Raw genomic sequence first — 19,707 nt, forward strand, 5'->3', positions numbered from 1 at the left:
CCCTTGACAATCGCCGATGCCGGTACGACACAACGATTGCGGCAAATCAGGGAAGAAGAGCAGAACCGCTTGCGGGAGGTTCTCTCTTCCTCTTCGGTGATCGAGCTGATGCGAGATCTGAACGATCTTCACGATCGGCTCATCGCAAGGGCGGTTAAGCTCGCGGAAGAAGAAGCGGCACGGCAGGGGCATGGCGCTCCTCCCGTGCCTTACGCCTATATGCTGTTCGGCAGCGGGGGGCGCAGCGAACAGACGATGAGCAGCGACCAGGACAGCGGCCTCGTGTACGAGGATCCTCCGGGAGATGATGAGGCGGAACGGGCGCGGGATTATTTTCGGTTTCTTGCGGAGACGGTGGTCCGATTTTTGATCGAGACGGGTTATCCCCCTTGCGAAGGCAACGTGCTTTCCTCCAATCCGGAATGGTGTCTGCCGGAGTCAGGCTGGGAGCGGAAGCTGAATACATGGTTCGAAGAGCCGAGCTGGGAACACGTCCGGTATTTGTTGATCGTGGCCGACGGAAGAACGGTGTACGGGGATGAAGCCATCGGCGAGCGATGGCGGGCTCGTTTTGGCAGGGATGTCGAGGTTCATCCCGTGATCGCCCGGCGCATGATGGAGAACACGCTTCGCCACAAGGCGCTGGTCGGCGTGTTCGGGCAGCTGCTCACCGAACGGTACGGGGAGTCTGCGGGGAGCATCGACATCAAATACGGCGCGTACATTCCGATGGTCAACGTATTCCGGCTGCTGGCCGTTCGGGCAGGCATTCGCGAGACGAGCACGCTCGGCCGGATCCGGGCGCTTCGGGCCGCGAATTTGCTTACGGAACAGGAAGAGAAGGAGTCGACGGAAGCGTTCGCCTTGTTCCTGGAACTGAGGCTGCGCGCGGTGGAGAAGGATGAAGAGGGGCAGTGGATCGGAACCGGCAAGTTCCCGGCCAGCCGCTTGATGCCCGAACGGAAGCGTCCTTTGAAAAAAGCGCTGAGTCTGGTGCGCAAGCTGCAAAGACGGCTCGAGAGGGAGTTGCGAAACCGCTTCGGCGGAGGTGAGCATCATTGAAAGAGCCCAAAAGCCCGATGGGCCGGATGTGGCATTTGTACAAGATGGGCGGCATCACGCCGGCGATCGCTTCCATGCTGGGGTCTTCGAACGCCCAGCAGATGGCGCTGATCCGCGCGATGTCGCGCGAGCAGCGGAAGGAGTCGGCGCTGGAGACGCCGCTGGCGGAGATGGAAGCCGTCGTGTTCGATCTCGAGACGACCGGGTTCCATCCGTACAACGGCGACGAGATTTTATCGATCGGGGGGGTGCGGATTAAGGGCGGAGAACTGGAGGACGCGGAGCCGTTCTACCGGCTGGTCAATCCCCGCCGTTCCGTGCCGAAGCACATCGTCGAGCTGACCGGCATTACGAACGAGATGGCGGAGCAGGCTCCCGACCTGATGCAGGGGCTTCACGACTTTATGGATTTCTGCGGGAGACGGGTGCTGATCGCCCATGCCAGCGGCCACGACAAGCAGTTCCTGAACGCGGCGTTGTGGAAAACGTCCAAAATCCACTTGACCCACCGGGTTCTGGACACGATGATGGTCGCGAAGTGGCTGGAACCGAAAAGGGCGAGCTACGGGCTGGACGAATTGCTGGAGGATTACGGCGTCGAAGTGACCGTCCGCCATCACGCGCTTCACGATTCGGTGATGACGGCGAAGCTGTGGTTCCAGTTTTTGCGGATCATCCAATCCAGGCAAGTCGTGACGATGGGAGACCTGTACGCCTATTTGAGCCGTTAGATCGTCCGGATCGGAACCTGACGCCAGTTGGACGTTCGCGGATCCGGCTCGTATACAGCCACCCGGTCGAGGCCGCCGGGCGTGCCGGCGGCCAGGCCGACGATGGCGCAGACGCCGCCGCCCGTCCAGCCCTCCTCGTCCGAGCGGCTGGGGGCGAGGCCGCCGCCGGGGTGGGAATGGAAGAAACCGACAAGCTGCTGTCGGTTTCTTTGTGCTGCATATGCGGCGCGAATCCAGTCATCCGGAGCGAAGCGGAACGCTCGCTCCGGACGGGGATGCGCGTTGCGAACGGGGGCGAGGCCGTTAACGGCGACGAAGCCGCCTTCTCGGCGGCCGAGCAAGAGGCCGCAGGCTTCGTAGGGAAGGCGCCCGCGGCCATATGCGATCAGATCGTCCCGCAGAGAGCGGGAGATCGTAACGAATTCGACAGGTTCGAGCGGACTGGGCGATATCGTCATGGGATCCGGACAACTCCTCGAGACGGGCTTTAGCTCCAGTATGCCGGAACTTCCTCTTCACCGCAACGCTCGGTTATTTGACTTGCTTGGCGGGTTTGACCCAGAAGAAAACAAGCGCAAGCGTCACGGCGGACAAAATGGTAACGGAGATAAAGACGGTGCGCTGCGAGATGTTCATCATCCATCCGAACAGAGGCGGCCCGAACGCGACCCCGATAAAGCGAAGGCTGCTGTACAGAGACGTGATCATGCCTCTTTCGGCTTTTTCCACCACGCCGGTAATCATGGTCGTCAAGCAAGGAAGCAGCATGCCCGTACCGATACTGCTGACGGTCAGCAAGCCGATAAAGATGTACAGATTATGGTTGAGCCAGATGGCTAGACATAGGGAGACGACCATCAGCGCCAGGCCGATGTTCATCAGCCAGCGGATCAGCACGCCGTTTTTGCGAATGACGCTGCCCGTAATGTAAGCCGTGAGCACCATTCCGAACAGAGGGATGGCGAGCACGAAGCCTTTTTTCACGCCGTTGATCGAGTAAGGTTTGTCCTCCAAAATGTTGGAAAGGAAAAACAGCACGCCGAACAAAATGAACATGGAGGCCGCGCTGGCCCAGAACGAGATGAGCAGCCATCGGCCGTTTTTGGAGAAGATCGTTCCGATTTTGTGCACATATTGCTTGAGCGGCAACGGCTTTGCGTCGCGCTTCGGTTCTTTGATAAACACAAGCAAGGCGACGATGGACAAGGCGCAAAAAACGGGAAAGGAGAAAAAGGCGGCGTACCAGACGATCAGTGCCAGCAAGGAACCGAGGATGGGACTGATGACTTTGCCGCTTCCGTTGGAGGCTTCGATCAAGCCAAGCGCTTTGCTCTCCGTTCCGTCTTTGTAAAGGTCGCCCACCAGAGCCATGACGATCGGCGTCGTTCCCGCCGCTCCGACTCCCTGTGCCGCCCGGGCGGCCATGAGCAGCCCGTAGGAGTGCCAGATCGCCGCCAGGCCGGACAGAAAGCCGGCTGCTCCGAAGAACGCCAGTGCGGGAATCATGACCGCCTTGCGGCTTAAGCGGTCGGAGAAGTAACCCGCGATCGGGATAATGACCCCGGCCGTAATGGAGAAGACGGAGATGACCAGACTGCTCTGAAACGACGAAATATGCAGTTCCCGCTTCAAGGTCGGAAGGATCGGCACCAGCATGGAATTACCTAATACGAGAACGAGCGGCACGGTTGCCAGCGCGATGAATTCCCATATTTTGCTTTTCGCGGAACTGTCGGCGGAAGACGCGGATGTCCCTTCGGAGCTTCGCCCCGAAGCGCGCTTCCCCTGCGTCAATTCGCTGGTAAACGTGACCTCTAGGCGGTTTTTGGATTTTGACGAGGCTGCCATGGGGCTCCTCCTTAAAGGAATGGATGCATAACGACGTTAATGTGCCCGTTGGCTTTCGGGCGCATTCCGCCCTCATTCTTCCCGATTGGAACCGATAAGCAAATTGAGGTAAGATAAGAAAATGGGATGAATACCGGAAAAGAGGGAATGGCATGAAACGCAACATCGTCATCTTGAGCCTGGGCATTATCGCGATCGCGGCCATCCTGGCCTTTAACTGGCCCGGCCGGAACCACGCGAAATCGAATGTAACCGCCGGAAACGGACAGACGGCGGTTGCGGCTAAACCGCTCGAGGGATCGCCGGCTCCGGCATTTACGCTTAGGTCGATCGACGATACGACAGATTATCAGGTTGGGGGCAAGCGGGATAAGGTGCTGATCGTCAACTTTTGGGCCTCCTGGTGCGGACCGTGCGACGTGGAAGCTCCCGATCTGGCAAAGCTGTACGACAAATACAAAGACAAAGTCGATTTATACGCAGTCAACGAAACGAAGTACGATACGGTGCGGGGGGCCAAGGATTTCGTAAAGGAGAAGGACATTCAGTTCCCGGTTCTGATGGATAAGAGTGGGGACGTCGGCGACGATTACAAAGTGTATTCTTATCCGATCAGCTTCATCATCGATCGTACCGGGGTCGTCCGGTACCGGCTGGAAGGGCCGCAGAAGCTGGCTGACTGGGAGAAAATGCTGGATGAAGTCATCGCCGAAGCTTAAACAAAACCTCCGGTTCCGCCGCTCATCGCGGGACCGGAGGTTCTTTCGTTGCGGGAGTCAGTGGTTGACGAGACCGACGGAGTCGGTCGATGCGTCGGGCGAAAGCTCGCTGCGAGCCATTCCGAGCAGCGCGTAACGGATACTGTCGACCAGCGCTTCCCAGCTCGCTTCGATGACGTTCGACGAGACGCCGACGGTGCTCCACGTGTCCTTGAAGTTCGAGGACTCGATCAGCACGCGGACTTTGGCCGCCGTCGCGTCTTTCTCGTCCAGCACGCGCACTTTATAATCGGACAGATGAATATCGGCGATGCCCGGGTAAAATTGCACGAGCGCTTTGCGCAGCGCGTTGTCTAGTGCGTTGACGGGACCGTTCCCTTCGGCGACGGTGTACACCAGCCGGTCTTCCACCCGGATGCGCACGATCGCTTCGGACAGCATGCCGGCGGTCGATTTTTCGCACATGATCTTGAACGATTCGACCGCGAACATCTCAACCGTGTCGCCGCTAGCATCGCGCAGAAGCAGCTCCAATGAAGCGTCCGCTCCCTCGAACTGGTATCCCTGATGCTCCAGCTCCTTGATCCGGTCGATCACGACGCGGGAATTGGCGTTTGCCCCCAAGTCCAGTCCGAGCTCTTGCGCCTTCGAGACGATGTTGCTCTGGCCGGCAAGCTCCGAGACGAGAACGCGCTGCTTGTTGCCGACGAGCTCGGGAGCGATATGCTCGTATGTTTTGGAATCCTTCAGAATGGCGGAGACGTGAATGCCGCCCTTGTGCGCGAATGCGGCGTTGCCGACATACGGCTGGTTGACCGGCAAATGCACGTTCGCAATTTCGCCGACATACCGCGCGACGCTCGTTAGCATGGCCAGTTGTTCCGCGCTCACGCATTCGTAACCCATCTTCAGTTGAAGATTGGGAAGAATGGAGACCAGATTGGCATTGCCGCACCGCTCCCCGTACCCGTTGATAGTGCCTTGCACCTGTTTAGCCCCCGCGGCTACCGCGGCCAGCGTATTGGCGACGGCAAGCTCCGAATCGTTATGGGCGTGAATGCCGATATTCGCTTGAACTTTCAAGGCTACCTCGGAGACGATCTCGCCGATCTCGTTCGGCAGCGTGCCGCCGTTCGTGTCGCAGAGGACGATCCAGTCGGCGCCGGCTTCTTTAGCCTTAAGCAGCGCGGCGACGGCATATTCCGGGTTCGCCTTGTAGCCGTCGAAGAAATGCTCGGCGTCGAAAATCGCTTCCATGCCGTGGCGCTTGACGAAGGCGAGCGATTCGCCGATCATCGCCAGGTTTTCTTCCAGCGTCGTTTGCAGGGCGGTATGAACGTGGAAATCCCACGTTTTGCCGACCAAAGTCGCCGCGCGGGCGCCGGATTCGATCAGATGGCGAAGATTGGCGTCTTGCTCGCAGACGCTGTTCTTCCTGCGGGTACTGCCGAACGCCGTTAGCTTGGCGCTCAAATTCAATTCTCTGGCCCGGCGGAAAAACTCGATGTCTTTGCTGTTGCTGCCTGGATTGCCGCCTTCAATATAATGAACGCCCAGGGCATCGAGCTTCAGGGCGATCTTCAGCTTGTCCTCCGCGGTCAAGCTGATGCCTTCCCCTTGCGTTCCGTCCCGAAGCGTCGTATCGAATAAGTTGATCGTCGTCATGTAACCGGGCTGCCTCCTTACTAACAAGTGTTACTATTATAGCACATCATATATAATGGAATGAAGAAAGGCCGGGGGAAACGGGGGATCCGCTCATGGCGGAAAAAACGAAAGCCAGGTTCATTCTTCATATCGACATGAACGCGTTCTATTGTTCGGTACATGCAGCCGAGGAACCGGAGTTGTACAAGGGCAAGCCGACCGCAGTGGCCGGAAGCGTCGAGCTGCGCAAAGGCGTGGTCGTCACCAGCTCTTACGAAGCCCGGGCGCGAGGGGTTCGAACCGGGATGACCGTGCGCCAGGCGCTGAAGGCATGTCCGGAGCTGACCGTGATCACGCCGAATTTCGACTTATATCGCCGGTATTCGCGCGGATTTCTGCGCATAGCGGGCAATTATACGCCGCTCGTCGAGACGGTGTCGATCGACGAATGTTACTTGGATATTACCGGCAGCGGACAGTTCGGCACGCCGCTCGAAATTGCCGAGACGATCCGCAGGCGCGTCCGGGAGGAACTGTCGCTGCCTTGTTCGATCGGCGTCGCCCCGAACAAGCTGCTTGCGAAGATGGCTTCGGACATGCGCAAGCCGGATGCGATCAACGTGCTTCGCCGCCGGGAATTTCCGAAGCTGTTCTGGGATAAGCCTTGCCAGACGTTGTTTGGCATTGGGAAAAAGACGGCGGACAAACTATGGAGGCTGAACGTCCGGACGATCGGGCAGCTTGCCGCCTGCGAGGAACAATGGTTGATCGAGCGGTTTGGCGTATATGGCGAGTGGATGAAGCGAGCGGCGCACGGCATCGACGACGCCCCGGTTCAGCCGATACATGAGGCCGCCAAATCGATCGGGCATACGACGACGCTGCCGGCCGATCTGACAAGCCGCGAGCAATACCGGGCCGTTCTGCTCAACCTTGCCGACCAGACGTCCCGCCGGCTGCGCCGCCACGGCATGGTGAGCGCCACGGTTCAAATTACGATCCGCGATCCGGACATGAAGACGATCAGCCGTTCGGTTACGTTGGACACGCCGGTCGATTCGCCGGACGACGTGTACCGGGAAGCGTGCCGCCTGATGGACCGGCATTGGCCGGAAGGGCAGCCCGTTCGGCTGCTCGGCATTACGCTTCAGAGCTTGGCGCCGAAGCGGGAAACGCCGATCCAGCTGGATTTGTTCAGCTATGAGCAGTCTCCGCGCAAGGAAGAGTTGAACAAAGTGATGGATCGGCTGCGGGACAAGTACGGGGAGAGCGCGGTACTCACAGCCGGTATGCTCACCGACGATCCTTCGTCGCTGATTCGGAACACCAAGATCCGCGGGACCTCGCTGCAGACCGATTTTCTGCGGATGAAGCAACCGGGGGAAGAAGAGAAAGAATAAGCGAACGGGCGCATGGGTTCGTTCTGTATTTTCGTTTGATCTCCTTACCGATTTATATTATATTGGACAACAGAATGTCCTGTTTTGCAGAAGGCCTCTGGCAATTATGAAGGAAGAAGGTGAGCGAATGGCCAAATTTACTTATGTTGATAAAGATACGTGCATCGCGTGCGGTGCTTGCGGCGCCACTGCGCCCGATATTTACGACTACGACGACGAAGGGATCGCCGAAGTGATTTACAACGGCGACGCGAACCGCGGCGTCACGGAGATTCCGGAAGACTTGTACGACGACCTGCAGGATGCCTGCGACGGATGCCCGACCGATTCCATCAAAGTCGCGGATACTCCATTTAGCGAATAATTTTTTATAGTACGCCCACTGGCGATCGGACAGTCCTTTTCGGGTCCATATGACCTTGGAAAAGGACTGTTTTTGCGTTGTTTCGGCTTTTTTTGACAAGAATATCATCCTTTCTGCCCGGGACTTGCGATATAATGGAGAAGATTTCCATGATGATGGGTAGGGTGGGGTTTCGTTGCGGGGGAAAATCAAGCGGATCGCGATCGTTCTGAATGCGCTGATTCTGATCGCGGTCTTTTTCGTTTACCAGGAACAATGGCTGAAGCGGCTTGACAACATGCTTTTCGATTATGGAATGAAACAAACGGCGCTTCACAAGTCCGGGCACATCGTGGTCGTGACGATCGACGACGAGTCGCTCCAGGAGCTCGGACGTTTTCCGTGGGACCGGTCGGTTTACGCGCCGTTTTTGGACGCGCTCAATCAACCGGGCAACGAGCCGAAAGCGATCGCCTTCGACGTCATGTTTAGCGATGCCTCCGACCCGGACAGCGACGCGGCGTTCGCGGACGCGCTTTCCCAATACCCCAACGTCATCCTGCCCGTCGTCGGCGTAACCGAAGGGGACTTCGACAACGTCACGACCGTGTCGCCGGATCGATACTTGCAGGTCGGCCGGATCGATCGCCCGATTCCGGAGCTCGCGGAGAATGCCCAACTGGCCCATATCAACCGGGTGATCAGTCCGGATGCGGTCATACGCCAGACCTGGCTCAAGATCCAGGGCCCGGACGGAGCGGTCATCCCTTCTCTGGCTTACAAAGCCGCCCAGATGGCAGGGGCCTATCTGAGCAGGTACGATCGCATGACGGATCCGGCCAGAACGTTCGACGATCGGGCGGCGGCCAAGAATACGATCACGATCGATTACCAATTCACGGCGGAGGACATGGATTATACGCCGGTATCGTTCAGCAGCGTTTTGAATGGCGATATCGATCCGAGCTATTGCAAGGATGCCGTCGTGCTCGTCGGCTTTACGGCGGCAGGTTTGTCCGATGAGACTGGCCAGGACAACGGGGCGACCCCGATCGATAAGCATATGAGTCTTGTTTACGTTCACGCCAACATCATCAACCAGCTGCTGAACGGAGCCAAAGTGTCCTACGTCGACGACTGGATCGTCGTCGCGTTCGGGCTGTTGCTGTTTGCGTTGTTCGTTTTCTTGCCGTGGCGGCTCAAGAACGTTTACTCGATCTTGATCTTTCTCGCCGTTGCAGCGGGAATCCTGTACGGCCAGCTTCAGCTGTTCGAGACATCGAAGATCCATGTGAGCATCGTCGATACGCTGCTGGCAATGTTCCTCGCGTACCTCGTCAATGTCTCGTTGAAATCGTACCTCGAGAGCTCGCAGAAGAGCTTCGTCACCCGCCAGTTCGGACGGTATATCTCGCCGGACCTGGTCAAAGAGATTGTCTCCAAAGATATGGACATCGAACTCGGCGGCAACTCCAAGCTGATAACGGTGCTCTTCCTCGACATCCGGGGTTTTACTCCATTGTCCGAGAAGCTGACGCCGCCCGAACTTGTCGATACGCTCAATACAATGTTCAACATGATCACCGAGACGACGCTCGCGAATCGAGGAACGATCGACAAGTTCATCGGCGATGCCGCCATGATCCTGTTCAACGCCCCGCTGGACGTGCCGGAGCACGAACGGCTTGCGGTCAAGACCGCTTACGAGATTCAGCAAGGAATGAACGCCATCCGCGAGCAAATTCGCGACAAATACGGCTGCGAGGTCAACGTCGGCATCGGCATCAACACCGGCAACGTCGTCGTCGGCAACATCGGCTCCTATCTGCGCGTCGATTATACGGCGATCGGCGACAACGTCAACATCGCGGCCCGGATCGAATCTTCGACCAAGCCGGGCCAGATCATGGTCTCCGAAGCCGTCTATGAAAGGACGAAGGAACATTTTCAATTCGAGGACGCCGGCGAGAAAATGTTCAAAGGAAAGTCCCAAGCCATCCGCGTCTACGAGGTGACCGGCCTCCGGAACTCCTCGGTTTCGGAATCCGTTAAACAGAAAGCGACTTCCTAACCTAAGCGTCTGGCTTTGTCACCGGAATTCGTTCCGGTCAGGGCCAGGCGCCTTTTTTCAAACATTCTCTCCGGCCGGTAAGCGCTCGATGTTCTGTTTTTTATCCTTAACTTCGAAATCCCCTTCGCTCAGGTCCATCGATGAGTAGGTTCCGTTCTTCCCCTTTTCTTCGAAATCCCCGTCGCTCAGGAGCCGGCTCTTTCGTATTACTTGTTCTCCTTCCGTCGAAATCCCCGTTAATCAGGCTGCTTTCGCACATTTGCTTAACTCTCCGAAATCCCCTTCGATCAGGAAACGGTTGGAAAAGTTTTGGTTGCAATTGGGAACATATGTTTGGTATAATCAAAAAGGGAACGTACATTCGCGTTTGAGGTGATTGAGGATGTCCGAAGCGTTCGATTCCTTTGAAAAGGTGCGCGCCCTGTTGCAGGACGAAGAAGCGTGCATTCGCGTTCTGTATGAGGCCAAATGGCCGAACGGCTTCCGCTGCCCGAGCTGCGGCCACGATCATGCGTATCCGATCGCCACGCGCAGACTTCCTCTTTATGAGTGTTCCCGCTGCTCCAAGCAAACGTCGCTGATTGTCGGCACTGTTTTCCAAGGGACGCGGACGCCGCTGCATCTGTGGTTTCAGGCGATCTGGCTGCATTCCCGCCCCGGGAGCATCAACGCCCTTCAATTGTCCAAAGAGATCCATGTTACCTATAAAACCGCGTGGCTCATCTGCCACAAGCTGCGCCATGCGATGAGCGGGGCGGATGCCGACGCGTTGCTCACCGGCGCGGTTCGGCTGACCGACGCTTGCATCTATCACCGGGTTTCATCGAATATGAAGTGGCATCAACAGGAGCAATCCGTTCTGATCGGGGCCACGGACGGGGAGAACGGGGAACCGGAGAACGTGAAGATCAAGAAGCAGGACAAGAGCTTGCTGAAGCATCGGTTGGAGGCGCCAAAGCCTGGATCGTTTATCTTGGAGCATGTCGCGACGGAAGCGAGAATGAGTGTGAATTTCGTCCGTCAATATAGCAGAGAACGCCATCACGCGCTGCTGAAAATCGGAAGAGAGGTGGAAAAATGGCTGGCGGAGCTGTTCCGGGGGATCGGTCCGAAGCATTTCCAGGTGTATCTCAACCACTATTGCTATGACTGGAATCGGCGGAAAACGTCACGGTTCGGCGATCTGCTGGGATGGTGCGCGGCGACGCGGACCATCACGTACCCGGTATTGACGCGGCGGCTTTCAGTTCGTTCCGGCCGGCGATCGCGTTCAACGGAGTCCAGGGCGGTTGGCTGATAAGTTTCAAGAACCATCGGTTCGTTGTTTTCCCTGCCTATGGGGCATCGTTTTTTAAAGGTAGAAACGGGTCGATTTGTTTCCTGAGCGACAGGGATTTCGAAAGAAAAGAGTATAAAGAAGGATATTCCTAACCTGCCGGACCCAAATGCCTTCACAGACAGATGTTTAAGAGGATGAGCGCGAGAAGACGAAATTCCGGAATGCTCCCTGTGGGCGTTAACCTGAGCGAGCGGGATTTCGAAAGTAAGAGCGGAAAGGGGAATTTTTAGGCCCGAACGTTGTGCTTACGTTCCGAACGAGGGGAGCCGATATACCAAGTGTAAGAAAAGGAACCCCCGGAAGGAGATTCCGAATGAGCCAGGACGATTCGTTGGAAGAGCAGATCAGGCAGTTTTACGAGAATGTGCCGGAAGTGCACGACGCGCTTCCGATGAAAGACTATTTGCTGAAGCATGAAAACAATCAGATGGCATGGTATCTGCTGGGCAAGCAGTATGCGGCGAGGGGAGAGCACGGCAAGGCGAACTATTGCTTCGCCCAAGCGGGGCCGGTGTACGAGGCGTTCGAATCCCGTACAAGCCCGGTGTTGGCGGGTCCGGGCGGGACTGCCGCCCGGCCGGGCAGAAGGCGGGCCCGCCGTTGGGCGGGAGCCGCCGCGGCACTGCTTGCGCTTGCCCTCGGGCTGCTGCTGCCCGGCGGGCAAGCGCAAGCGCCTGGCCCTGCGGAGCCGAGTGCGGCGCCGCAGGGCGAAGGGGGGACGGCGGCCGGGGCACCCGCCGCCGGATCAAGTGCGGCGCCGGCCGATGCAACCGCCGCCGCCGGCTCCGGCGTGACGCCCGCCGCGAAGCCGGGCGCAGCGCCGGGCAAGGCCAACGCGCCGACATCGGCGGCGCGGTTGGCTTATGTCGCCGGGGCGGCCGATCCGAACAAGGACGGCCCGGCGGCATTGGGCCGGCTGCTGACGGAGACGGCGGCCCCGGCGGCTTCTTTGCTCGTCCAGACGCCTACTCTGGACGGGAAGTGGACGGATTGGCTGCGCGGCGGCAAGCCGCTGGCTTCTATAACAGCGGCGCAGAACGGGCAGGCCACGGCTGCGGTCTCATGGTTCGACGCCGGCTGGTGTCCATGCCAGGGCGGGCAGGACCCGGGAGCCGCGCGCCGGAAGGTGGCGGCGTGGAAGCCGCTGCAAGAGGCGAAGCTGGTGCTGCGTTCCGCGATCGAGCGGTATCGCGAGCGCACGGGCAAGTGGCCGGCTTCCTCGGATCAGCTGGCAGCCGCGTACCCGAATAACGAAATGGCCGGATGGTCGGAAGAGATGACGCCTTGGTTCGAAGAGATTCGCGCGGAGCTGACGAAGGTGGACGGCATTCTGCCGGATGCGGCCGCTTGGCCGGAGGAGAGCGGCGAGGAAGCGGGACTCGGCAAGCCGGCCGGATCTTTGCAGCCGCTTGCGGAGAAGCCGCTGGAAGTGATCATCGACAAGAGCAACCATCGGCTGGCGGTCGTCAGCGGCAGCGTTCTGCTGCGCAATTACGAGGTCGGGCTGGGGGGCGACCGGACGCCGGAAGGATCGTTCGTCATTACGGAGAAGGTCCGCAATCCGAACGGCCGGTCGGACGGCGAGTTCGGCAGCAGAGGCATGACGCTGTCGGATACGCTGTACGCCATTCACGGCACGGACGAGCCGGACAGCCTAGGGAAGGACGAATCCCATGGCTGCGTGCGGATGGCCAAGGAGGACTTGGAAGAGCTGTACGACCTCGTCTCGTTGGGCACTCCGGTCCGCATCGTGAAAGAGGGTTTGCCCCGCGAGCTGCGGACGCCGGAGGAACGTTTCCGGTTAACGCCCGAGCAGGACGAGACAAACCCTCAAAAGCAGTATCATTGGTTGCGATAAGCTCGCTTTAGATGTTCAAAACCAGCAGCGTGCCGACGACGATGACGATAACGGCGAACGCGACTCCGGTCCAGACGAGCGCCCGTTTGTTCACTTGTTCTTTTTGCTTGGCATGGGGAAGGGCGGGACGTTTCTTTTTGGCTGAACTCACGGGAATCAACCTTTCTTTTTCGATAAAAAGTGATGATGTATGCCCCTATTGTAAACGGTTGCCTGACAAAAAGCCAGACGATCATTTCTCTTATTCAGGGTGTTGTTCCCTTTTCTTTTCCTTAAGAAAAGGCTAAACTGATACGCGGAAAGGTTTTTGCTTGCCAATGAGCGGAAAGGATGTCAGTCGGTCGGATGTATAAGTGGGTCAAACCGATTTTTTTCAAAATGGATCCCGAAGCGGCGCACCACTTGGTGGTGGACGGAATGGGGACGGCGGCGCGAATCCCTGGAGCCGCTTCGCTGCTGCGGGGAATATGGGGCGTCCATGCAGGCCGCGAACTCGAGGTCGATTTATTCGGCCTCCGCTTCGCGCATCCGGTCGGACTGGCAGCCGGGCTGGATAAAAACGCGAAGGCGGTGGCCGGTTTTTCGCGCATCGGCCTAAGCTTCATGGAAGTGGGGACGGTGACGCCCCTGGGCCAGCCGGGCAACGACAAGCCCCGCCTGTTCCGGCTGCCGCCGGACGAAGCGCTCATCAACCGGATGGGCTTCAATAACGAAGGCGCGGACGCCATGGCCGTCCGTCTGAAAAAGCTCGGCCGCCGGCCGATTCCGATAGCCGTCAATATCGGCAAAAACAAGCTGACGCCGAACGAACGGGCTGCGGACGATTACCGGGAATGCCTAAGGAAGCTTTATGCGCACGGGGATTTTTTCGTGGTCAATATCAGTTCGCCGAATACGCCCGATCTGCGCAAGCTGCAGCATGGCGACGAGCTCAAGTCGCTTCTGGACGCGGTATCCGGCGAGATGCGGATTCAGGCGAAAAAACACGGAGGAGCGCCGAAGCCGATTCTGGTGAAGATCGCTCCGGATAACGACGAAGAGCAGCTCGGTTATATGGCGGAAGCGATCCGATCCAGCGGCATGTCCGGCATCATCGCGACGAATACGACGCTCGGCCGGGAAGGGCTGACGCATGCGAACGCGGCAGAGACCGGCGGCTTAAGCGGCCGGCCGCTGACGCGCAGATCGACGGAGATCGTTCGCTCGCTGTACCGGATGACGGAGGGCAAGCTGCCGATAATCGGATCGGGTGGCATTTTCACCGCGCAGGACGCTTACGACAAGATCAAGGCGGGGGCGAGCCTCGTCGAGGTGTATACTTCCCTTATCTATAAAGGTCCGGGGGTTGTCGGAGAAATCGCGAACGGGCTGCGCAAGCTGCTGCGGCAGGACGGCTTCGATCGGCTGACGGATGCGATCGGGGCGGATCATCGGCAATAACAAGCAATTTGGATCGTTCGGACGCGGCAGAAAGGAGCATCCCGGATGGACGGTAGAGATTGGAACAAGTTTTTGCTGCCTTACCAGCAAGCGGTGGAGGAACTGAAGGTCAAGTTCAAAGGGCTGCGCACCGAACTGAAGGCCCGCGACGAATATGCGCCTATCGAATTCGTTACCGGAAGGGTCAAGCGAATCTCCAGCATTCTGGAAAAGGCAAAGCGTCTATCCGTCCCGATGGACAAAATCGAGACGGGCATCGAGGATATCGCCGGCATTCGCATCATGTGCCAGTTCGTCGAAGACATAAGCCGCGTGGCAGATCTCATCCGGATGCGAAAAGACATGATCGTCGTCTACGAGAAAGATTACGTCACCCATTACAAGGATAGCGGCTACCGAAGTTATCATATAATCGTCGAATACCCGATTCAAACGTCGATCGGCTCGATGCCGGTACTGGCGGAAATTCAGATCCGCACGCTGGCGATGAATTTCTGGGCGACGATTGAGCACTCCCTGAACTACAAATATCGCGAGAAGCTTCCGGAGCATGTCAAGGAAAGGCTTTTCAAGGCGGCGGAGGCGGCTTTTCTGCTCGACACGGAAATGTCCAACATACGCCAGGAGATCGTCGACGCCCAGCAAGAGTTCGAGGGCAAATCGGGCATCGTGCGGAAGGTGCTGAACGACATCCAGAGCCTGTATTTCTTCCGGCGCGTACGCGAGGCGGCCCAATTCCAGCTGAAGTTCAACGAGCTTTGGGAGCAGGAGGATGTGTGGGGGCTGACCGAACTGTCGGCGGAAATTCAGGAGGCGCTCGTCCGCGCGGATAAAGGGAACCCATACTGACGAATACAAAGCCGATCGGCTTGCGAAAAACCTGCGATTAGGCAGGTTTTTTTGGGCGATAGGGCTTGCCATACGGGAGGACGACGGCAATGAAGCTGCCGGCGCGTTTTGAAGAGACCATGAAGGAACTGCTGGGTTCGGAGGCGGAAGCGTTCTTTGCGAGCTACGGACAGCCGAAAACGACCGGCCTGCGAATCAACGGGCGAAAGCTGGGTGCGCCGGCGTTCGTATCCCGGTTCGGCGAACCGGGGCAGCCGATTCCTTGGGCGGAAGGCGGATTTTATACCGGCGAAGACGATCGGCCGGGGAAGCAGCTTGCTTACGATCTGGGCCTCTACTATATTCAGGAGCCCAGCGCGATGCTTCCCGTCGAGCTGCTGGATGTCCGGCCGGGTCACCGGGTTCTGGATCTGTGCGCCGCGCCGGGCGGCAAATCGACGCAGATGCTGTCCAAGCTGCAGGGCCGCGGCTTGCTGGTGACGAACGACAACGCTTCGGAACGGACGAAGGCGCTGGCCAAAAACATCGAACGGGCCGGAGCGGCCGGCACGGTCGTGACCAACGAGGAGCCGGAACGGCTGGCGGTGACGTTCGGCGGTTTTTTTGACCGGGTGCTGGTGGATGCGCCCTGCTCCGGGGAAGGCATGTTTCGCAAGGACGAGTCGATGGTCCGCGAGTGGGAGCGCCATTCGGTCGAGCGCTGCGCGGCGATGCAGCGGGACATCGTCCGCCAGGCGGCGCGGATGGTGGCGCCGGGGGGCAAGCTCGTCTATTCGACATGCACGTTCTCGCCGCTGGAGAACGAGGGAACCGTCGCCGCGCTGCTGGCGGAGTTCCCGGATTTCGTCGTGGAGCCGGTCCGGACGCCGGCGGAATGGGGGTTCGGGCCGGGGCGGCCCGATTGGCTGAACGCCGAGCAAACGGCCGGTCTCGATGCCGAACGGCTCGCAACGCTCACGGGAGCGGTTCGCGTCTGGCCGCATCGCAGCCGGGGCGAAGGGCATTTCGCCGCGGTACTGGTTCGGCGCGGCGAAGCGGGGGCGGAGCCGGCTGCGGAAGAAAAGGATTCGTCCGAAAAGGGGCAGGCTGCGGAGGAAGGAGCGAGCGGCGAGCCTGGCTGGACGTTTCCGCTGCTTCTTGGGCCAGCGAATGATGACGCGACGCTCGAAGGAACAGCCCGCAAGGCAAAGGGCGGTCGAGGCTCGGAAACGCTGCCGAAGAGCAGGAAGGGCGTCGGCATGCAGCCGAAGAGCGAGCGCGGCGGCGAAGCGCAGCCGAAGAAGAAGCCGGTTGCGCCCCCGGCCCGCGAACTGCGGGACAAGCTGCTTGCCTTCGCGAAGCAGTCGCTGCCCGGCTGGCGCCCCGTCGGGCGATTGCTCGCCCGGGGCGAACGGCTGTATCTGCTGCCGGAAGATGCGCCGTCCTTGGACGGCTTGAACGCGGTGCGTCCGGGCTGGCTGCTAGGCGCAGCGACGAAGCACCGGTTCGAGCCTTCGCAGGCGCTGGCGATGGGGACGCGAATGGAAGATGCGGCGCTCAGCTTGCGGCTCTCCGGTAGCGAGGAAGCGGCTCTGAAGTATTGGAAAGGCGATACGCTGCAGCCCGATCCGGAAGGGATTGTCGGACCGGACGGGCGGCCGGCGGGCGGGAACGGCTGGGTGCTCGTCTGCATCGACGGTTTCCCGGCCGGCTGGGGCCGGTGGGACGGCGCGACGCTGAAGAACGAGCTGCTGCCCGGCTGGCGCCGCGCGTGAGAAACGAAGGAGCAGAGGACAATGAAAAAGACAATCCGCCTCGACAAAATGCTTGGGCATCTCGGTTACGGTACAAGAAGCGGAGTGAAGGCCCTCGTGCGCCAAGGAGCGGTGACGGTTAACGGCGAACGGGCGAAGGATTCCGGCCTGCAGATCGATCCCGAGCGGGACGAAGTGCTGCTGGACGGAGAGAGGGTTCAGTACCGCGAGCATATTTACGTCATGCTGCATAAGCCGGCAGGGTATGTCAGCGCGACGGAGGACAACCGCGACCGGACGGTGCTGGAGCTGCTGGACGACGAAGCGAACGCTTTCGCGCCGTTCCCCGTCGGGCGGCTGGACAAGGACACCGAAGGGCTGCTGCTGCTGACGAACGACGGCAAGCTGGCGCATGAGCTGCTGTCTCCGCGCAAGCACGTGCCGAAGACGTATCGGGCCCTCGTCGCCGGAGAGATCGCCGTCGGCGAAGAGGACGTTCGCGAATTCGCGGCGGGGGTTCGGCTGGACGACGGCTACGTGACACTTCCGGCCCAGCTCGTAACGCTCGCGGTCGCGGAGGGCAGGCAGGAATCGGCGCAGCCGGAAATGCGGGAGGCGATGGCACGGGTCGCCAGCGTTCCCGCTCTTCGCGGCGCCGAGCTGGCCGCCGCCGCCGCCATGACGCTCAGTTGGATCGAGCTGACGATTCGGGAAGGAAAATATCATCAGGTCAAACGAATGTTCGAAGCGGTGGGCAAGGAAGTGCTGTACTTGCGCCGCGTCTCCATGGGTCCGCTTCCGCTTGACGCCGATTTGGCGCCGGGGGAATGGCGGGAGCTGACGGAAGCGGAAGTAGCCTCGCTGCGCGAATATCGGAGCAAGCAGGGCGATTGAACCCCGGATCGCGGCAAAAAAAGAGCAAGCCGCGGCTAAGGCGGCTTGGCTCGGTACTCTGGATTGCGGAGCGTCGAATCGGCTGGCGATCCGCTCTCGAGAGAAAATGCGTTTTAGATTGTTCTCAGAATAATGACGAGCAGGATGAACAGAACCAGCACGAAAGCAGCGGCTTGTTGACCGCAGCTGCCCACAACACCGGACATGCGAACTCCTCCTTCATGAATAAGTGCTGTTGGTTGCCGAATCGGGCCGTTTCCTTTCCGGGGTAGCCGTCCGAACTCGGTCTACACTTATACTATGAAGAAGGCGAACTGCCGATTGGACACTTACCCGGTTCGGCTCCGATTTGGGCCTTGGCCCAGGAGCGCTTTACGATATCGAAGCTTGCAGCCGCAGCCCTTTGGGGAGGCGGTTTTTGCATTGGCCGTCGCTGGCTTTGAACCAGCCGAGCGGGCGGCCGTCCACTGTGGCAAGGCCCCAGCCCTTGCCCATTCCATAAGGCGCGGGCAGGCTCTCGCCCCGCAAGTAGGCGGCCGTCTCCGGACTGTCCGCGCCCGCCTCGCGGCAGAGGGAAGCCATGGTGCCGGCGGCCGCCATGGCCAGCGCGTGCGCGGGCTCGAAGCGGCCTTTGCGCGCGTCGCCGAGATGCAGCCCGGGGCGCGGAAGCTTCAGCCGCGCAAGGGAAGCCGCGCTTAAGGGACTTCCCGCCGGGCGCGGAAGCCAGTACAGCGACTCGCCGAACAGAAGCGGCTCTCCTTCGGGCGGCAGCTCGAAGCCCGGCAGCGCTTCGGCCGCGAAGCCGCGGTAAAGCTCCATCGCTTCGAGCGCCGCGCCGCCGTGGCGGCCTTTGCCGCCGCGATCCCGCTTCCCCGGTTCGCGGGCTTCGTCCGACCGGCCGTTCTCGCGTTCTTCTTTCTCCAGAACCGCGGCGTAATGTCCCTCCCCTTTTCCCCGATGGGGCCACATGCGCTCTTCCCGGAGAAGCTTGAACGCCGGATAGGCATCCAGAAACCACGCGATCGTTTCCTCGTTCTCTTCGCGGTTGAACGTGCACGTCGAGTAAACGAGCCGCCCGCCCGGCCGAAGCAGCGCGGCGGCGCTGGGCAGAATGTCCCGCTGCCGCTGCGCGCATATCGCGACCGAATCCGGGCTCCATTCGCTCACGGCATCCGGATCCTTGCGGAACATTCCCTCTCCGGAGCAGGGCGCGTCCAGCAGAACGCGGTCGAACGCTTCCGGCCAACGCGAAGCGAGCTCGTCCGGGGTCGCATTCGTTACGACCGCATTGGCGATGCCCATTCTTTCCACGTTCTCGGCCAAAATTTTCGCTCGGCCGGCATGGATCTCGTTGGCCACGAGCAGCCCGCGGCCGGCCAGCAGACCGCCGATCTGCGTCGTTTTGCCGCCGGGCGCGGCCGCCAGATCAAGCACGAGCTCGCCGGGGCGGGGCTCGAGCAGCTCGGCGGCGATCATCGCCGACGGTTCCTGAATGTAGTAAAGGCCGGCGGCATGCCAGGGGTGCCGCCCCGGGCGGGTTTGTCCGTCGTAAGCAAAGCCGGTTTTGCACCACGGAACCGGCTTGAGCCCGAACGCGCCGGCCATTCGCGCCGCCAGCGGATCGCCGGGGCTCAGCTTGAGGGGGTTGAGCCGCAGCCCGTAAGCGCGGGGATGCTCGTAGCTGGCGAGGAATGTCTTCGCTTCGCCTCCCAGTTGGAGGCGAATTCGCTCGACAAAAGCGGCGGGTAGAGCGGTGTTCACGGCAAATCTCCT

Annotated in this window: 18 protein-coding genes; 12 read left to right on the top strand and 6 right to left on the bottom strand. The window is 59.8% G+C overall.

The window, feature by feature from the left end; translation table 11 throughout:
* Positions 1 to 3: 3 nt before the first annotated feature.
* Both H7C18_RS00590 and H7C18_RS00595 read left to right on the top strand, forming a co-directional pair.
* Complete coding sequence (locus H7C18_RS00590; protein ID WP_185127060.1) at positions 4 to 1,062, top strand: DUF294 nucleotidyltransferase-like domain-containing protein; 1,059 nt, start codon at positions 4 to 6, stop codon at positions 1,060 to 1,062.
* On the top strand, positions 1,059 to 1,793 hold the full coding sequence (locus tag H7C18_RS00595) for an exonuclease domain-containing protein (protein ID WP_185127061.1): 735 nt from the start codon (positions 1,059 to 1,061) through the stop codon (positions 1,791 to 1,793). Before H7C18_RS00590 ends, H7C18_RS00595 begins: the two co-directional genes overlap by 4 nt.
* Here H7C18_RS00595 and H7C18_RS00600 read toward each other — a convergent pair.
* Positions 1,790 to 2,251, bottom strand: coding sequence for a M67 family metallopeptidase (locus H7C18_RS00600; protein ID WP_185127062.1), 462 nt, complete (start codon positions 2,249 to 2,251; stop codon positions 1,790 to 1,792). The genes H7C18_RS00595 and H7C18_RS00600 overlap by 4 nt on opposite strands.
* Positions 2,252 to 2,324: 73 nt before the next feature.
* Positions 2,325 to 3,641: an MFS transporter gene (locus H7C18_RS00605; RefSeq protein WP_185127063.1), complete on the bottom strand. Its 1,317-nt coding sequence runs from the start codon at positions 3,639 to 3,641 to the stop codon at positions 2,325 to 2,327.
* Positions 3,642 to 3,793: 152 nt separating this feature from the next.
* Here H7C18_RS00605 and H7C18_RS00610 point away from each other — a divergent pair, with 152 nt between their 5' ends.
* Complete coding sequence (locus H7C18_RS00610; protein WP_185127064.1) at positions 3,794 to 4,360, top strand: TlpA family protein disulfide reductase; 567 nt, start codon at positions 3,794 to 3,796, stop codon at positions 4,358 to 4,360.
* A gap of 57 nt (positions 4,361 to 4,417) precedes the next feature.
* Here H7C18_RS00610 and cimA read toward each other — a convergent pair whose 3' ends face one another.
* Positions 4,418 to 6,025 (bottom strand): citramalate synthase, encoded by a 1,608-nt coding sequence (cimA, locus tag H7C18_RS00615; protein ID WP_185127065.1) that lies wholly within the window; start codon positions 6,023 to 6,025, stop codon positions 4,418 to 4,420.
* Between the two features lie 95 nt (positions 6,026 to 6,120).
* On the opposite strand from cimA, the gene H7C18_RS00620 reads away from it, so the two are divergent.
* The 5 genes from H7C18_RS00620 (at position 6,121) to H7C18_RS00640 (ending at position 13,018) form a co-directional block, all read left to right on the top strand.
* The gene (locus H7C18_RS00620; protein ID WP_185127066.1) at positions 6,121 to 7,407 is read left to right on the top strand and encodes a DNA polymerase IV; all 1,287 of its coding nucleotides are present in this window, start codon (positions 6,121 to 6,123) and stop codon (positions 7,405 to 7,407) included.
* 127 nt (positions 7,408 to 7,534) lie between these two features.
* Complete coding sequence (locus tag H7C18_RS00625) at positions 7,535 to 7,771, top strand: ferredoxin (RefSeq protein WP_185127067.1); 237 nt, start codon at positions 7,535 to 7,537, stop codon at positions 7,769 to 7,771.
* Between the two features lie 175 nt (positions 7,772 to 7,946).
* Positions 7,947 to 9,821 carry a CHASE2 domain-containing protein gene (locus H7C18_RS00630; protein ID WP_185127068.1) on the top strand — a complete coding sequence of 625 codons (1,875 nt, stop codon included), beginning with the start codon at positions 7,947 to 7,949 and terminating at the stop codon, positions 9,819 to 9,821.
* A gap of 382 nt (positions 9,822 to 10,203) precedes the next feature.
* Positions 10,204 to 11,118, top strand: coding sequence for a transposase (locus H7C18_RS00635; RefSeq protein ID WP_185127069.1), 915 nt, complete (start codon positions 10,204 to 10,206; stop codon positions 11,116 to 11,118).
* Between the two features lie 355 nt (positions 11,119 to 11,473).
* The gene (locus H7C18_RS00640; RefSeq protein ID WP_185127070.1) at positions 11,474 to 13,018 is read left to right on the top strand and encodes a L,D-transpeptidase; all 1,545 of its coding nucleotides are present in this window, start codon (positions 11,474 to 11,476) and stop codon (positions 13,016 to 13,018) included.
* Between the two features lie 7 nt (positions 13,019 to 13,025).
* Here the strand turns inward: H7C18_RS00640 and H7C18_RS00645 are convergent, their stop codons facing one another.
* Positions 13,026 to 13,169 carry a hypothetical protein gene (locus H7C18_RS00645; RefSeq protein WP_185127071.1) on the bottom strand — a complete coding sequence of 48 codons (144 nt, stop codon included), beginning with the start codon at positions 13,167 to 13,169 and terminating at the stop codon, positions 13,026 to 13,028.
* A gap of 194 nt (positions 13,170 to 13,363) precedes the next feature.
* On the opposite strand from H7C18_RS00645, the gene H7C18_RS00650 reads away from it, so the two are divergent.
* The 4 genes from H7C18_RS00650 to H7C18_RS00665 all read left to right on the top strand — a co-directional run bounded on the left by H7C18_RS00650 (position 13,364) and on the right by H7C18_RS00665 (position 17,934).
* Entirely contained in the window at positions 13,364 to 14,458 is a 1,095-nt protein-coding gene (locus tag H7C18_RS00650) for a quinone-dependent dihydroorotate dehydrogenase (protein ID WP_238357375.1), read from the top strand.
* Positions 14,459 to 14,503: 45 nt separating this feature from the next.
* Positions 14,504 to 15,307, top strand: coding sequence for a GTP diphosphokinase (gene yjbM, locus H7C18_RS00655; RefSeq protein ID WP_185127073.1), 804 nt, complete (start codon positions 14,504 to 14,506; stop codon positions 15,305 to 15,307).
* Positions 15,308 to 15,396: 89 nt separating this feature from the next.
* Positions 15,397 to 17,061 (top strand): RsmB/NOP family class I SAM-dependent RNA methyltransferase, encoded by a 1,665-nt coding sequence (locus tag H7C18_RS00660; protein ID WP_185127074.1) that lies wholly within the window; start codon positions 15,397 to 15,399, stop codon positions 17,059 to 17,061.
* A 21-nt stretch (positions 17,062 to 17,082) separates the two neighbouring features.
* Positions 17,083 to 17,934: a pseudouridine synthase gene (locus H7C18_RS00665; RefSeq protein WP_185127075.1), complete on the top strand. Its 852-nt coding sequence runs from the start codon at positions 17,083 to 17,085 to the stop codon at positions 17,932 to 17,934.
* Between the two features lie 113 nt (positions 17,935 to 18,047).
* On the opposite strand, the gene H7C18_RS00670 is transcribed toward H7C18_RS00665, so the two are convergent.
* Both H7C18_RS00670 and H7C18_RS00675 read right to left on the bottom strand, forming a co-directional pair.
* Positions 18,048 to 18,140: a sporulation protein YjcZ gene (locus tag H7C18_RS00670; protein ID WP_185127076.1), complete on the bottom strand. Its 93-nt coding sequence runs from the start codon at positions 18,138 to 18,140 to the stop codon at positions 18,048 to 18,050.
* Between the two features lie 166 nt (positions 18,141 to 18,306).
* The gene (locus H7C18_RS00675; protein WP_337912625.1) at positions 18,307 to 19,695 is read right to left on the bottom strand and encodes an RsmB/NOP family class I SAM-dependent RNA methyltransferase; all 1,389 of its coding nucleotides are present in this window, start codon (positions 19,693 to 19,695) and stop codon (positions 18,307 to 18,309) included.
* Between the last annotated feature and the right edge of the window lie 12 nt (positions 19,696 to 19,707).

Origin of the sequence: Cohnella zeiphila (assembly GCF_014212055.1) — a bacterium.
In the GTDB taxonomy this organism is placed as follows: Bacteria; Bacillota; Bacilli; order Paenibacillales; family Paenibacillaceae; genus Cohnella; species Cohnella zeiphila.

What these genes read in the sequence shown, in the direction of transcription:
- yjbM (WP_185127073.1), top strand. Translation starts at nt 14,504, where the DNA reads ATGGACGGTAGAGATTGGAACAAGTTTTTGCTGCCTTACCAGCAAGCG.
- H7C18_RS00670 (WP_185127076.1), bottom strand. Translation starts at nt 18,140, where the DNA reads ATGTCCGGTGTTGTGGGCAGCTGCGGTCAACAAGCCGCTGCTTTCGTG.
- H7C18_RS00665 (WP_185127075.1), top strand. Translation starts at nt 17,083, where the DNA reads ATGAAAAAGACAATCCGCCTCGACAAAATGCTTGGGCATCTCGGTTAC.
- H7C18_RS00605 (WP_185127063.1), bottom strand. Translation starts at nt 3,641, where the DNA reads ATGGCAGCCTCGTCAAAATCCAAAAACCGCCTAGAGGTCACGTTTACC.
- cimA (WP_185127065.1), bottom strand. Translation starts at nt 6,025, where the DNA reads ATGACGACGATCAACTTATTCGATACGACGCTTCGGGACGGAACGCAA.
- H7C18_RS00600 (WP_185127062.1), bottom strand. Translation starts at nt 2,251, where the DNA reads ATGACGATATCGCCCAGTCCGCTCGAACCTGTCGAATTCGTTACGATC.
- H7C18_RS00610 (WP_185127064.1), top strand. Translation starts at nt 3,794, where the DNA reads ATGAAACGCAACATCGTCATCTTGAGCCTGGGCATTATCGCGATCGCG.
- H7C18_RS00660 (WP_185127074.1), top strand. Translation starts at nt 15,397, where the DNA reads ATGAAGCTGCCGGCGCGTTTTGAAGAGACCATGAAGGAACTGCTGGGT.
- H7C18_RS00620 (WP_185127066.1), top strand. Translation starts at nt 6,121, where the DNA reads ATGGCGGAAAAAACGAAAGCCAGGTTCATTCTTCATATCGACATGAAC.
- H7C18_RS00635 (WP_185127069.1), top strand. Translation starts at nt 10,204, where the DNA reads ATGTCCGAAGCGTTCGATTCCTTTGAAAAGGTGCGCGCCCTGTTGCAG.
- H7C18_RS00625 (WP_185127067.1), top strand. Translation starts at nt 7,535, where the DNA reads ATGGCCAAATTTACTTATGTTGATAAAGATACGTGCATCGCGTGCGGT.
- H7C18_RS00640 (WP_185127070.1), top strand. Translation starts at nt 11,474, where the DNA reads ATGAGCCAGGACGATTCGTTGGAAGAGCAGATCAGGCAGTTTTACGAG.
- H7C18_RS00650 (WP_238357375.1), top strand. Translation starts at nt 13,364, where the DNA reads ATGTATAAGTGGGTCAAACCGATTTTTTTCAAAATGGATCCCGAAGCG.